15 protein-coding genes are annotated in these 13,643 nt (G+C 69.9%); 10 read left to right on the forward strand and 5 right to left on the reverse strand.

Going from position 1 to position 13,643, the window contains the following annotated elements; all coding sequences use genetic code 11:
• Positions 1–73 precede the first annotated feature (73 nt).
• From STH_RS05855 to STH_RS05880, 6 genes are all read left to right on the forward strand, one after another.
• The gene (locus tag STH_RS05855; RefSeq protein WP_043713569.1) at positions 74–1,270 is read left to right on the forward strand and encodes a M20 metallopeptidase family protein; all 1,197 of its coding nucleotides are present in this window, start codon (positions 74–76) and stop codon (positions 1,268–1,270) included.
• 43 nt (positions 1,271–1,313) lie between these two features.
• Positions 1,314–2,240 (forward strand): NAD(+) synthase, encoded by a 927-nt coding sequence (gene nadE, locus STH_RS05860; protein WP_050742133.1) that lies wholly within the window; start codon positions 1,314–1,316, stop codon positions 2,238–2,240.
• Between the two features lie 13 nt (positions 2,241–2,253).
• Positions 2,254–2,763: a M67 family metallopeptidase gene (locus tag STH_RS05865; RefSeq protein WP_011195281.1), complete on the forward strand. Its 510-nt coding sequence runs from the start codon at positions 2,254–2,256 to the stop codon at positions 2,761–2,763.
• A gap of 34 nt (positions 2,764–2,797) precedes the next feature.
• On the forward strand, positions 2,798–3,253 hold the full coding sequence (locus STH_RS05870) for a Mov34/MPN/PAD-1 family protein (RefSeq protein WP_011195282.1): 456 nt from the start codon (positions 2,798–2,800) through the stop codon (positions 3,251–3,253).
• A gap of 130 nt (positions 3,254–3,383) precedes the next feature.
• Positions 3,384–4,001 carry an RNA polymerase sigma factor gene (locus STH_RS05875; RefSeq protein WP_050742134.1) on the forward strand — a complete coding sequence of 206 codons (618 nt, stop codon included), beginning with the start codon at positions 3,384–3,386 and terminating at the stop codon, positions 3,999–4,001.
• Positions 3,998–4,831, forward strand: a complete 834-nt coding sequence (locus STH_RS05880; RefSeq protein ID WP_011195284.1) for a hypothetical protein — start codon at positions 3,998–4,000, stop codon at positions 4,829–4,831. The genes STH_RS05875 and STH_RS05880 overlap by 4 nt, the downstream gene beginning before the upstream one ends.
• Before the next feature lie 56 nt (positions 4,832–4,887).
• Here the strand turns inward: STH_RS05880 and STH_RS17005 are convergent, their stop codons facing one another.
• The 5 genes from STH_RS17005 to STH_RS05905 form a co-directional block, all read right to left on the reverse strand.
• Complete coding sequence (locus tag STH_RS17005; RefSeq protein WP_011195285.1) at positions 4,888–5,475, reverse strand: HAD family hydrolase; 588 nt, start codon at positions 5,473–5,475, stop codon at positions 4,888–4,890.
• A 63-nt stretch (positions 5,476–5,538) separates the two neighbouring features.
• A complete protein-coding gene (locus STH_RS05890; protein WP_050742135.1) occupies positions 5,539–7,194 on the reverse strand; it encodes an ABC transporter permease in 1,656 nt (551 codons plus the stop codon).
• Positions 7,194–8,237, reverse strand: coding sequence for an ABC transporter ATP-binding protein (locus STH_RS05895; RefSeq protein ID WP_011195287.1), 1,044 nt, complete (start codon positions 8,235–8,237; stop codon positions 7,194–7,196). Before STH_RS05895 ends, STH_RS05890 begins: the two co-directional genes overlap by 1 nt.
• Positions 8,238–8,324: 87 nt before the next feature.
• Positions 8,325–9,395 carry an ABC transporter substrate-binding protein gene (locus STH_RS05900; protein WP_011195288.1) on the reverse strand — a complete coding sequence of 357 codons (1,071 nt, stop codon included), beginning with the start codon at positions 9,393–9,395 and terminating at the stop codon, positions 8,325–8,327.
• Between the two features lie 133 nt (positions 9,396–9,528).
• Positions 9,529–10,428, reverse strand: a complete 900-nt coding sequence (locus STH_RS05905; RefSeq protein ID WP_050742136.1) for an LCP family protein — start codon at positions 10,426–10,428, stop codon at positions 9,529–9,531.
• A gap of 172 nt (positions 10,429–10,600) precedes the next feature.
• Here STH_RS05905 and ruvC point away from each other — a divergent pair, with 172 nt between their 5' ends.
• From ruvC to sigI, 4 genes are all read left to right on the forward strand, one after another.
• Positions 10,601–11,101, forward strand: coding sequence for a crossover junction endodeoxyribonuclease RuvC (ruvC, locus tag STH_RS05910; protein WP_011195290.1), 501 nt, complete (start codon positions 10,601–10,603; stop codon positions 11,099–11,101).
• A 1-nt stretch (position 11,102) separates the two neighbouring features.
• Positions 11,103–11,720, forward strand: a complete 618-nt coding sequence (gene ruvA / locus STH_RS05915) for a Holliday junction branch migration protein RuvA (RefSeq protein WP_011195291.1) — start codon at positions 11,103–11,105, stop codon at positions 11,718–11,720.
• Between the two features lie 6 nt (positions 11,721–11,726).
• Positions 11,727–12,770, forward strand: coding sequence for a Holliday junction branch migration DNA helicase RuvB (gene ruvB / locus STH_RS05920; RefSeq protein WP_011195292.1), 1,044 nt, complete (start codon positions 11,727–11,729; stop codon positions 12,768–12,770).
• Between the two features lie 90 nt (positions 12,771–12,860).
• Positions 12,861–13,625 carry an RNA polymerase sigma factor SigI gene (gene sigI / locus STH_RS05925; protein WP_420834787.1) on the forward strand — a complete coding sequence of 255 codons (765 nt, stop codon included), beginning with the start codon at positions 12,861–12,863 and terminating at the stop codon, positions 13,623–13,625.
• Positions 13,626–13,643: the final 18 nt, after the last annotated feature.

Genomic DNA, 13,643 nt, shown 5'->3' on the forward strand with positions numbered 1-13,643 from the left:
CGGAAGCAGGGGATCGGAGGCCGGACGCGGTACTACCCATAGGGATGAGCAAAGGGGAGGGGGGCCGAAGGAGATGCTGAGCAGGGAGCAGGTGTGGGCGCTGGCGCGATCGGTTGAGGAGTACGGGATCGCGGTCCGGCGGCGGCTGCACCGGAATCCGGAGCTTTCGTTCGCGGAGCATGACACACACCAGTACCTGGCGGAGGAACTGCAGGGCCTGGGCTGCTCGTTCCGGTCGCACCTCGCCGGGGGCACGGGGCTGCACGTGGTCCTCGGGGGAACGCGCCCGGGACCCGTGGTGGCCCTGCGGGCGGACATCGACGCGCTGCCCATTCAGGAGGAAACCGGGCTGCCTTTCGCCTCGGAGCGGCCGGGGGTCATGCACGCCTGCGGGCACGACGTGCACACGGCGATCCTGCTGGCCACCGCCCGGGCGCTGAAGTCGGTGGAGCAGGACCTGCCCGGTACGGTGGTGCTCCTCTTCCAGCCGGGGGAGGAGAAGAACCCCGGGGGCGCCTCGCTGATGATCCGCGACGGGGTGCTGGACCAGCCGAAGGTGGACGCCATCTTCGGTCTGCACGTCGATCCTTACCTGGAGGCCGGCCGCATGGCCTTCGCGTCCGGGCCGGTCATGGCGGCGCCGGACGAGCTGCGGGTGACCGTGACGGGCCGCGGCGGGCACGGCGCCTGGCCCCATCAGACGGTGGACCCCGTTGTCACGGCTGCGCAGATCATCACCCTGCTGCAGCAGGTCGTGGCCCGGAACGTGGACCCGTTCCAGCCGGCAGTGCTTACCGTCGGCATGATCCACGGCGGCACCGCCCACAACATCATTCCGGATGAGGTCGAGTTCATCGGCACCGTGCGCACGATGGACGAGGGGCTGCGGCGCCGGATGCCCGAGCGGATCGAGGCCGTCATCCGGGGGGTGTGCGAGGCCGCCGGCGCGTCCTACCGCATGGAGTACGAGCGGGGCTATCCGGTGCTGGTCAACCACCCGGAGGCGACGGAGACCGGCCGCCGGGCCGCGGCCGCCGTGCTGGGGGAGGACCGGGTGGGGCGGATGGAGCCGTCGATGGGCGGCGAGGACTTTGCCTACTACCTGGAGCGGGTGCCGGGGACGTTCGCCCGGCTCGGGGCCCGGTCGCCCGGGGACGCCGCCCCCCACGGACTGCATACCTCCCGGCTGATGATCGACGAATCGTGCATTGCGGTGGGTGTCGCGTATTATATACAGGTAGTGCAGCAGTTCCTGATGGGAGAGCGATAGACCGGTGGCGGAGGCCACCGCGGGCGCGCAAGGGGGATGGAGCATGACCCAGCAGCACAGAACGCGTTCCCTGGCCGAGCGGGCCGCCGGCGAGCGGGAGTACATGGCTCGGTCCGGCATCCGAACCTTGATCAACAGCCTGTCCGGCGGCGTGGACTCGTCCACGGTGGCGGCGATCAGCAAGCAGGCGGCGCCGGACGGGGCGCTTGGCCTGATCCTGCCCTGCTCCACCCCGGAGGAGATGAAAGGCGAGCGGCTGCAGGACGTGCGGGATGCGGAGCGGGTGGCCGCGCACCTGGGCATCCCGGCGGTGACGATCGACCTGAGCGACCTGTGGCAGCAGGCGGCTGCGCTCTTTTCAGCGGCGGCCCGGGAACTGGCGGAGAAGGCCGGCGTCCCGCTGGAGGAGGAGCGTCTGCAGTGGGCCATCCACAACATGAAGCCGACCCTGCGCATCATGACGGCCGGCTTCTTCGCCGACACCTTCCGGGGCCTGATGATGGGCACCGGCAACGGGGTCGAGTACTTCCTCGGCTACTTCTCCCTCCGCGGCGACGGCATCTCCGACCGGCAGCCGATCCGCGACTGCACCAAGGAGGAGGTGCGGGCGATGGCGGCCTCCGCCGGGCTGCCCGAGGACCTGGTCCACCGGGTGCCCACCGCCGGCCTGTGGCCGGGCCAGACGGACGAGGGGGAGCTGGGGTTCAGCTACGCCGACGCCGACCGCTTCCTGGTCTGGATCCTGAACCGGCACGTCGCGGAGCCGTGCCTCACCACCACCCTGACGGTGCGGGAGGAGTCGGTGGAGGCGATTCTCGCTGACCCCGGCCTGCCGGTGGCGGCGGAGGTCGCCCGGCGGATCATCGACCAGAACCGGCGGACGGCGTTCAAGCGGCGGGCCGGCGACCTGGAGGCCATGCTGGCGGCCCGCGGCCTGGCGCCGGGCGCGACCGGCGGCCGGCAAGAGTGAAGGAGGCGGATTCGTGCTCTGGTGGAGGCGGAACCGGCGGGAGGGGAGGCCGCTGGCCGCGCCGCAGCGCCGGATTCTCATCCCGGAAAACATCTATCGCCGCATGATCAACCACTGCTACGAGGAACGGCCGCTGGAGGCGTGCGGGTTGCTGGTGGGCGCGGCCGGCCAGGTGATGGCCGGCTACGCCACCGACAACCAGGCGCGCAGCCCCGTGCTCTACCGCGTGGATGACTACCAGCTGCTGGCCGCGGCCGAGGAGGCGGAACGGAGGGGACGGGAGATCACGGCGATCTACCACTCCCACGTCAGCAGCGACCCCGTCCCATCGCAGACCGACATCAGGCAGGCCACGTGGCCCGAGGCCTATTACATCATCATCTCGCTCAAAGGGCGTCGCCCCCGGGCGCGGGCCTGGCGCATCGTCGACGGGCAGGTGTCCGAGCACCGGATCGTCATCGCGCGGCATTACGATGGCGAGTGGTACGACCTGCGGCGCGCCGTGCAGTCCGCGGGCGGCTGAGCCGGTCAGGCCGTACGGCAGGGGGGGACCGGATGTGAGCGCACAGCGCAGGCTGGTCATCGGGCGGCGCCTGCTGCAGCAGGTGCTGGAGCACTGCCTGGAGGAGAAGCCCCTGGAGGCCTGCGGCATTCTGGCCGGGAAGCAGGGCGTGGTCACCTCTGCCTTCGCGACGGACAACGCCCGGCGGAGCACGGTCCTCTACGAGGTGGACCCGGAGCACCAGGGGGAGGCGCTGCGCCGGATTGCAGAGCGGGGCGAGGAGCTCCTGGGCATCTACCATTCCCACCCGAAGGCGCCGGCGGTGCCCTCGCAGAGCGACATCGCGCAGGCCGTTCATTACCCGGACGCGATCCGGCTCATCGTCTCGCTGGACGGGCCGACGGAGGTGGGGGCGTTTCGAATCGCGGACGGGCGGGTGGAGGAGGTGCCGCTGCAGGTCCTGGAGAGGCTCGGCGGCGATTTCTGCGATCTGCGCGGCTGGCGCGGCTGATCTTCATACGGCGAGGGCCGGAGCGTCTCCGGCCCTTTCGTCGTGTCAGAGCCGCGGGGTCTCGCCAGCCGGGAAGGGATCGGGCCCGGGCTTCGTTATATACGTGAAACCGCTTCGGGGGGGTGATGTCGTGGAGTCTGCAGGCGCAGCCGGCGGGTTGGGCATGGTTGGGACCGGTGATCCGCTGCGCGCCGCGGAGACCGGCGGCGGGGAGACGGAGGCCCGCCCGGCGGAGGCCGCGGTGGAGGCGTGGATCCAGCAGCACGGCGAGGCGGTCCTTCGCCTGGCCTACGCCAGCCTGCTGAACCGGGCCCAGGCGGAGGACGTGTTCCAGGAGGTGTTCATCCGGGCCTACCGCCACGCCGACCGGCTGCGGGACCCCGACCGGGTGCGGCCCTGGCTCCTCCAGGTCACGATGAACGCCTGCCGGGACCTCAGGCGCTCGTGGTGGTGGCGGCGCACCCGGGAAGGGTCCGGGCTGGAAGGGCTGGCGGAGGCGGGGGAGGGTCCTGCCGCAGATCCCGCCGCGGCGGCGGTCCGGGCCGACGTGAGCCAGGCGGTCGCCAGGGCCGTCCGTGCGCTGCCCGACGGCTTCCGGGAGACGGTCGTGCTCCACTACTTCGAGGGGCTGGACGCGGCCGAGATCGCCCGCATCACCGGGGTGCGGGTGGGCACGGTGCACAGCCGGCTGCACCGGGCCCGACAGCTTCTTCGCCGGCAGTTGGAAGCATGGGGGGTTGAGCCGTGAGCGAGACGAAGTGGTCGGACGCGCAGGTTGAGCAGTACCTCCGTTCTCTGACGTACGCCGACGCCTTGCCCGATGCCCCGGCGCTTTCGCCCGAACTGGCCGGACGCGCCCTGGCCGCCCCGCAGCGGCGGCGGGCAGGCGCCAGGTGGAAGGTCGGCGTGGCCGCCGCCGCGGTCGCGGGCCTGCTGCTGGTGGGCAGCAACTCGTCCATGGTGGCCGACGCGGTGGAGAGGATCCTGGGCGTTGGCATCCGGAACATGACGCAGCAGGAGTACGCGCAGCGGGTATCCGGCGACTGGCCGGCGGACATGCCCATGCCGGAGTACTACTCGCCGGAGGAGACGGCGCAGCTCGCGACCTTCCCGTTGCGCAGCCCGGCCTGGGTCCCGGAAGGGTTTACGCTTCTGAACGGGCCGGCGGGCGCCTTTGAGTGGCTGCACACCGAGGACGGACAGTGGGAGCTGCTGGAGGATCCCGAGCACTTCTACGTGACCGAGGCGTACCAGTCGGCGGACGGGCGGCGCATCCACATCCGCCAGTCGCTGTTCGGTGAGGCGCAGTGGATCTCCTGGCCGCCGGGCACGGAGCAGCTGGAGGTGGCGGGACACCCGGCCTTCCTGCGGGAGGACGTCGAGCCCGTCCACGTGGAGCCGCCGGAAGGGGTGGAGCCCACGGATGACTGGACGCCGGACAGCCTGAACCTGCTGTACCTCTGGGTGGAAGAGCCGGACGGCCGGATTACCGAAATCACGCTGGACGGCGACGTGGACCCGGAGGTGCTCATCCAGGTCGCCGAGTCGCTGTTCGCGGGCGACGGGTCGGCGAACTGACGGAGCGCACGCAGAAGACCCCCACCGGTTGCGGTGGGGGTCTTCCTTTGCCGGGGCTACTCGCCCACCAGCGCCAGCAGCGCCGCGCGGGTCGCGGCCACGTCGCCGGTGTGGCGGATTCCGTGGATGCCCAGGCTGCGGGCCGCGGCGACGAACTCAGGCACGTCGTCCACGAAGGCGACCTGCTCCGCCGGGAGCCCGAGCCGTTCCAGCGCCAGCCGGAAGATCGCCGGCTCCGGCTTGCGGCAGCCCACCTCACAGGACATCAGCACCGGGTCGAAGGGGGCCAGCACGCCCATGCGCCGCATGATGGCCACGTGGGAGGCCTGCGTGTTGGACAGGATCGCCGTCTTCAGGCCCCGGTCCCGCAGTTCGGCGGCCAGGGCCAGCATCTCCGGGTTCACCCGGAAGTGCGCCTCCCAGGCGTCATCAAAGGCGTCGAGGGGCACCCGCCTGCCGGAGAGCCGCTCCCACAGATCGTCCTCCGCAAGCTCGCCCCGCTGGAGGGCCGGCAGCGCCTCCTCATAGGCCGCCGGCAGCGCGTCGCCGAGCCCCAGCCGCCGGGCCACCTCCCGCCGGTACCCCTGCTCGCCCAGCGTGAAGATGACGCCGCCCAGGTCAAAGATGACCGCCTTGATCGCCACGTGAACGACCTCCTGTGTGGCGGCGCGGTTGCGCGCCGCAGAATCGGGCCCCCGCTGTCAGAGCTACATCAGCAGGCCGCTGTCCTTGCCCGCCAGCTTGTTGAACAGCCAGAGCGAGACCACCGTCGCCAGGGTCAGGATCGTGCTGAGTGCGGCGGCCAGGCCGAAGTTGTCGGAGATGACCTGCGAGTAGATGGCCACCGGCATGGTGATCGTGCCCGCATGGTAGAGGATGATGGTGCTGGAGAGCTCGTTGATGGTGGTCACCCACGAGAGCACCGCGCCTGCGAGCACGCCCTTGAAGACCAGCGGCGCCGTCACCCGGAAGAACGAGGCCACCGGCCCCACGCCCAGGTTAATGGAAGCTTCCTCCAGCGAGGGGTCGAGGGAGGTCAGCACCGACGAGGCGGAGCGGACGGTGTAGCTGATCTTGCGGATCACGTAGGAGAGGATGAGGATGGTCGCCGTGCCGGTGAGGACCAGCGGCGGCCGGTTGAAGGCGGTGACCAGCGCGATGCCGATGACCGTGCCCGGCAGCACGTAGGGGACCAGGAGCATGACGTCCAGCGCCGCCGTGGCCGCGCTGCGCCGCCGGGTGATCACGTAGGCCATCAGCAGGCCGGCAATCACCATGATGACGATGGCCACGGTGGAGAGCCGGAACGTATTGGCCACCGCCCCGGGCACCCGGTCGAAGATGGTGATGTAGTTGTCCAGTCCGAACTCGCTCAGGAAGATCGGCCCCTTGGTCTTGCGGAACGAGGAGACGACCACGACCACCTGGGGCAGGATCGCCACCAGCACCACCAGGTAGCAGAAGGCGGTGGCGAGGATCTTCCGGCCCAGCGGCAGGTCGACCACCTCAGGCGGCCGCAGGCTGCTCATGGAGAAGCTCCTGCGCGTGACCCACCGCTGCAGGAAGAGGGCCACGGCCGAGATGACCACCAGCCCCATCGACAGGGCGCCGGCCATGCCGGGGTTGCCGCCGATCTCGTTCATGTACTCGGAGTAGGCGGCGATGGGCAGGAGCTGGAAGCCCTCGCCGATGAGCTGCGGCGTGCCGAAGTCGGCCAGCGCGGACATGAACGCCATCAGGGCGCCGGCGGAGATCGCCGGCAGCACCAGGGGCAGGGTGACGGTGCGGAAGCGGGTCCAGCCGTTCACGCCCAGGTTCGCGGCGGCCTCTTCCAGCGACCGGTCGATGGACTGCAGGGCCGCGGACGTGAACAGGTAGACGTAGGGGAAGAAGTGGAGGGAGAACACCAGGATGATCCCCCGGGGGCCGTAGATGGTGGGGAGCGTGATCCCGATGGCCTCCATGGCCCGGGTGATGATGCCCGCCCGCCCCAGGAGCACGATCCAGGAATACGTGCCGATGAAGGGCGGCGAGAGCAGCGACAGGATGATCAGGGTGCGGATGAGGGGCTTCCCCGGCAGCCGGTACCGGGTCAGCAGGAAGGCCATGGGGACGCCGATGGCCGTGGCGATGATCGTGGAGACCGTGCAGACCCAGAGGCTGTTGGTCAGGGCCAGCCGGTAGTATCGCTTGCTCAGGAAGGTGACGTAGTTCTTCAGGGTGAAGCCGCCGTCCTTGGCGACGAAGGACTTGATCAGCAGCTGGCCCACCGGGTAGACCAGCACCACCGCCAGGACGAGCAGCGAGACTGCGGTCACCCAGTGCCAGAACGTCCACTTCCGCCAGAACCGCGCGCCCGCCATCACGGCAACACCTCGCCCTGTGCGCCGAAGACCGCCGCCGCGGCGCGCCGGAAGCCGAAGGTGGCCTGCTCGCCGACCCGGGGCGGGTCGATCTCGTTGGGGAGTCGGACCTCGATGCGTTCGCCGGCGGGGGTCCGCACGAACACCGTGGTGGCGCTGCCCACGAACAGCGCTTCCTCCACGAAGCCGGTGAAGGTGACCTCGCCTCCGCCCAGGGCGATCTTCTCCGGCCGGACGGCCACCGTGCAGTCGCCGTCGGGGGCGGCCACCTCCCGCACCACGGCGCCCAGTGCCCTGACCTGGCCGCCTTCCACCCGACCCCGCAGCAGGTTGGTCGTGCCGATGAAGCCGGCGACGAAGACCGTCTGCGGGTGGAAGTAGATCTCCCTCGGCGTGCCCACCTGCTCCACACGGCCCTGGTTCATCACGGCGATGCGGTCGGAGATGGCCAGGGCCTCCTCCTGATCGTGGGTGACGTAGATGGTGGTGATGCCGTACTGCCGCTGCAGCCGCCGGATCTCGGTCCGCATCTCGATGCGCAGCTTGGCGTCCAGGTTGGATAGCGGCTCGTCCATCAGCAGCAGCTGCGGCTGGATCACCAGGGCCCGGGCCAGGGCCACCCGCTGCTGCTGACCGCCGGAGAGCTGGGCCGGCATGCGGTCCCGGAGATCGGCCATCCTCACCATCTCCAGGGCTTCCATCACCCGCCGCTTCAGCTCCTCGCCCCCGACGCGGCGGGCCCTGAGGCCGTAGGCCACGTTGTCGAAGACGGTCATGTGCGGGAACACCGCGTAGTTCTGGAACACCATGCCGGTGTTGCGCTTGTGGGGCTGAACGTCGTTCACGAGCTGGTCGCCGAACCGCACGTTGCCCTCGTCCTGACGGTAGAAGCCCGCCAGCACCCGCAGGAGCGTCGTCTTGCCGCAGCCGCTCGGCCCCAGCAGCGTGAACAGCTCCCCGGACTCCACCGTGAGGGAGACCCCGTTCACCGCCGTGTGGCCCTCAAAGCGCTTGACAACTCCTTCGATGGTGACCTTCGACATTCATCCGACCTCCACGTTGACAAGTTCGCATCCCAATGAGGACAGTGGGGTGCTCCCGTCAAGGGAGCACCCCATCAGGGCCGCCGGCTACTGGACCACGATGTCCTTCCACTGGTCGAGGACGGCCTCGCGCTGGTTCGCCGCCCAGTCCATGTCGTAGTCCAGGAACTTGATCTTCGACACGTCCTCCAGGCCCTCCGGCGGGGCGACGTCCGTGCGCACCGGACGCCGGTTCAGCTCCTTGGCCACGTACTCCTGCATCTGCTGCGAGACCATGAAGTCGATGAACGCCTTGGCGTTCTCCGGGTGCTTCGCAGCCTTGATGATCGCGACGGCATCAGGCACGTTGGAGGTGCCCTCTGCGGGGTAGACGATCCCCACGGGGCCGCCCGCCGCGACGTACTTGAACGCCGCCTCCTCGTGGGTCAGGGACACGGCGTACTCGCCGTCATTCGTGCCCTTCGGGCCCTGGGAGGACGAGGCCAGGATCTTGGCGTTGGCCGCGATCTGCTTCATGACCTCCCAGCCCTTGCCGTCGTCCCGGCCCATCGCGTGCAGGATCGTCACCACGGTGGTGTAGGCGGAGCCGGACTTGGCCGCGTCAGGCATGGCGATCTTGCCCGCCCACTTGGGGTCGGTCAGGTCGGCGAAGCTCTTGGGCGCCTCGTCGGCCGTCAGCAGGTTGGTGTTGTACATGATCACGATGGGCAGGGCGGTGAAGCCCGTCCAGCTGTTGTCCTTGGCCACGGTGCCCGGCGCCAGCTTGTCGATCTCCTTGGGCACGTAGGGCTGCAGGAGGTCCTTGTTGGCCTCGTGGGTCTCCGCGCCGCCGCCGAAGATCACGTCGCCCAGCGGGTTGTTGGCCTCCGCCCGCATCCGCTGGAAGAGCTCGCCCGTGGCCGCGTAGACCGGGGTCACCTTGATGCCGGTGGCCTCTTCGAAAGCCTTGAACAGCGGTTCGTGGATGTCGGCCTGGTGCGAGGTGTAGACCACGATCTCCTTGGGCTCCGCCGACCCCTGCGGCTCCTGCTGCTGTTGCTGCTGCCCGCCGCCCGACGGGGGCTGGTTGCTGGGAGGCTGCTGGGAGCCGCCACAGGCGCTGAGGACCAGGGCGCACAGGGAGAGGAGCGCTACGGCCGCCCGCTGACGTAGGTTCATGGGACTACCTCCTGTCTTGCGCACGGATTCAGGATCAACTGAAATGCAAACTAGCCGCGCCAATACGCACCGCAATTATTATACCTATCCCCGCGAGGCTTGGGGAGGCGGGACATGATTTCCAGACAGCAAGTTAGTCTTCGCTTCCGACCTCCGGCTCATCAGCCGGCGGCTCCGGGTGGAGGATCAGCCGGTCGACCACCTCGGCCACCGCCTCCTCGTCCGGCACCCAGACCCAGCCCCGGCGGTGTCCGGGGTCGTCCCAGCCCGGCAGCGTCTCCATCCGGGTCCTGTCCAGGTCCACCCGCAGCGCGGCGATGGCCAGGGAGAAGGCGGTACGGACGTCGATGTCGGTGTCGACGTACGCCAGGCCCGTGCGGATGGCCGAGGGCAGCCGGGTCAGCGACTGGGTCTCCCGGGCCTTCCGGGCCAGCGCCACCAGGAACTGCTTGGTGCGCTCGGTCCGGCCGATGTCGCCGGTGACGCCGCGGTAACGGACGAACTCCAGCGCCCGCTGCCCGTCCAGGTGCTGCGGCTCTTCCGACGCCTCGAAGTGGATGTGGAGCGGCGGGTCCGCGTACGGGTCCTCGTAATGCATGTCCTGGTCGATGACGAGGTCCACGCCGCCCAAGAGGTCCACGACCTTCTGGAAGCCCTCGAAGTCCACCCGCACCCAGTGGTCGATGTCCACCCCCAGGAGCCGCTCCACCGTCTCGACCGTGACCTCCGGCCCGCGCTCGCCGCCGTAGGCGTGGGCGTGGGCCAGCTTGTCCGGCGTCACGCACCACTCGCTGAGGGGCGCGCAGTCGATCTCCACCAGGGTGTCCCTGGGCAGCGACAGCAGGGTGAGCATCCCCTTGCGGGGCTCCAGGTGCGCCAGGACCACCACGTCGGTGCGGGTCCTGCCCTCGTCCAGCCCCATCAGCAGCACGTTCACCGGGCCCGTGCCGAACCAGGCCGTGGCCGCGAAGCCCCCGAGGAGCAACAGCAGGACGGCCAGGACGATGGACAGCGTGCGGCGTCTGGTTGCCATATTCGGGTCCCCTCTCCGCCAGCGCGTTAGTTGAGGTATGGTTCTACGACTCCCTGAGAATAGCATGCCTCCTGGCTCGCTTCAACCGGAAATCCGGGCCCGGGCAGGACAAGCCTGTTCGGACCCCGAACAAGACAACGGTAAGCGAACGTGCAACTGAGGTGGTGGGCCCTTGCGGATTCTCGGCATCGACCCCGGCACGGCAAGGATGGGCTACGGCATCGTGGAGGACGCGGGCGCAGGGCGGGAGCGGGCGGTGGAGTACGGCTGCCTGGAGACCCCGCCCGACATGCGGCCGGAGCTCAGGCTGCAGGCGCTCTACCGCGGCCTCGCCGACCTCATGGCCCGGCACCGGCCCGACGCCCTGGCGGTGGAGGAGCTCTTCTTCGGGCGGAACGTGACCACGGCCATCCACGTGGGCCAGGCGCGGGGCGTGGTGCTGCTGGCCGCGGCGGACAGCGGCGTGCCGGTCCGGGAGTTCACGCCGATGCAGGTGAAGATGGCCGTCACCGGCTACGGCCGCGCCAACAAGGCGCAGGTGCAGCGCATGGTCCAGGCCCTGCTGGGGCTGCCGGAGATCCCGAAGCCGGACGACGCGGCCGACGCCCTGGCCGTCGCCCTGGCGGGCCTGCACAGCGAGCGGCTCACCGCCCGGTTGGGAGGTCTGTCGTAGCATGATTGCACATCTGCGCGGCGAGCTGGTAACCGCCGGCGCCGACTGGGTCGTCATTGATGTGGCGGGGGTGGGCTACCGCTGCCTCGTCCCCGCCTCCACGCGGTCGCGCCTGCCGGCCCAGGGCGCCGCGGTGCAGCTGTACACCTACCTGCAGGTGCGGGAGGACGCCCTGACCCTGTACGGCTTTCTGACCCAGGCCGAGTACGACCTTTTCGAGTTGCTGCTGCGGGTGGACGGCGTCGGGCCCAAGGTGGCCCTCGCGGTGCTCTCCACCACGGATCCCGCAGCGTTCCGGCGGGCGGTGGCGTTCGAGGACCTCGACGCCATCTGCCGGGTGCCCGGCATCGGCCGGAAGACGGCCCAACGGCTGGTGCTGGAGCTGAAGGACAAGATCGGCGCCGTGCCCGCCGGGGGCGGGGGGGTTCCTGACGGCCTGCCCGTCGCGGTGGCTCCGGCCGGCGACGCCTGGGCCGAGGCGTCCGAGGCGCTCATCGCGCTGGGGTACAGCCGCGGCGAGGCGGCTGCGGCCCTGGCCCGGGTGCGGGCCGAGGCCGGCGAGGCGCCGTCGGTGGAGACCCTGGTCCGCCTGGCTCTGAAGCAACTCTACCGGGGGTAATGCGGCATGAGTGAGGAACGGTTCGTCTCCGGCCACCGCAGGCCGGAGGACGCGCGCATCGAGGAAACCCTCCGTCCGCAGCGGCTGGCGGACTACCCCGGCCAGGAGCGGGTGAAGGAGCAGCTCTCCATCTATATCGCGGCGGCGAAGAAACGGGGCGAGCCGTTGGATCACGTGCTGCTGTACGGGCCGCCCGGGCTGGGCAAGACGACCCTGGCCCACATCATCGCGCACGAGATGGGCGTGAACCTGCGCATCACGTCCGGCCCGGCGATCTCGCATCAGGGCGACCTGGCCGCGATCCTGACCCAGCTCTCCGAAGGGGATGTGCTCTTCGTCGACGAGATCCACCGGCTCAACCGGCTGGTGGAGGAGACGCTTTACCCGGCCATGGAGGACTTCGCCCTCGACATCATCCTGGGCAAGGGGCCGGCGGCGCGCACCCTGCGGCTCGACCTGCCCCGGTTCACCCTGATCGGCGCCACCACCCGTTACGGCGCCCTCACCTCGCCGCTGCGGGACCGGTTCGGCGTGGTGCTGCAGCTGCAGTTTTACAGCGAGGAGGAGCTGACCCGGATTCTGATGCGGGCGGCCCGCATCCTGAACGTGCCGCTCGATCCGGGCGGGGCCCGGGAGATCGCCCGCCGCTCCAGGGGGACGCCCCGGGTGGCGAACCGGCTCCTGAGACGGCTCCGGGACTACGCCCAGGTCCGGGCGGACGGCGTCATCACCCGCGACGTGGCTGACGCCGGCCTGCGGATGATGGGAGTCGACGCCATGGGGCTGGACACGGTGGATCACAAGGTGCTGCTGACGATCATCCACCACTACGGCGGAGGCCCCGTGGGCCTGGACACCATCGCCGCGGCCACCAGCGAGGAGCCGGAGACGATCGAGGACGTGTACGAGCCCTACCTCATGCAGATCGGCTTCCTGCAGCGCACCCCGCGGGGGAGGGTGGCGACCCGGGCCGCCTACGAGTATCTGAACATCCCCTACACCGATCACCCCGACGAGCCCGAGGGCCCGGTCCAGCCCCGGCTGTTCTGACCTACCGGCGCACGTGGGTTCCACTGGGTTCCCGTTGCGGTTGCCCCCTGAAACGGCGCAGCGCCGGCGAATCACTCTGACAGACGAGAGGTGACGGATTTGCTGCTGACCTTCCTGCTGAGCCTCTCGGACGGCACGGGTGAGCGGGGCCCCTCTCCCGCGGAACGGCTGCTAGGGCCGGCCAGGGCCGGCGACAAGGCCGCACGCGAAGAGCTGATCCGCGCCTACACACCGCTCGTCCTGCGGGTGGGCAGCCAGGTCACAGGCCGCTATCTCAGGGTCGGGCGGGACGAGGAGGTCTCGGTGGGTCTGATCGCCCTCAACGAAGCGATCGACAAGTTCGACCCGGAGCGGGGCAACGCGTTCATCCCCTTTGCGGAGATGGTGATCCGGCGGCGGCTGGTGGACTTTTACCGCCGGAACGCGGGCCGGGTGGAGGTTCCGCTCAGCGAGTTCACAACCGAAGATGACGCCGGCAACCCCCTGCAGGGGCTGGAGATGCAGGAGGCCATCGCCGCCCATCAGCGCCAGGTGGAGGCCGAGGAACGGAGGCAGGAGATCGCCCGTTACGCCCGCCGGCTGGCGGAGTTCGGCATCCGGTTCAGCGACCTCGTCGAGGCGTCGCCCAAGCACGTCGACGCCCGGGAACGGGCGATCGCCATTGCCCGCATGGTGGCCGAGGACCCGGCGCTCGCCGGGCACCTGCTCAGCCGCCGGGAGCTCCCCCTGAAGCAGCTGGAGCGGCGGGTGGAGGTCAGCCGCAAGACGCTGGAGCGACAGCGCAAGTACATCATCGCCGTCGCGCTGCTGCTCCTGGAGGACTTCGTCTACCTGCGAGGCTACATCGCGGTATAGATGCACGAGGAGGCATCG

Origin of the sequence: Symbiobacterium thermophilum IAM 14863 (genome assembly GCF_000009905.1) — a bacterium.
In the GTDB taxonomy this organism is placed as follows: domain Bacteria; phylum Bacillota; class Sulfobacillia; order Symbiobacteriales; family Symbiobacteriaceae; genus Symbiobacterium; species Symbiobacterium thermophilum.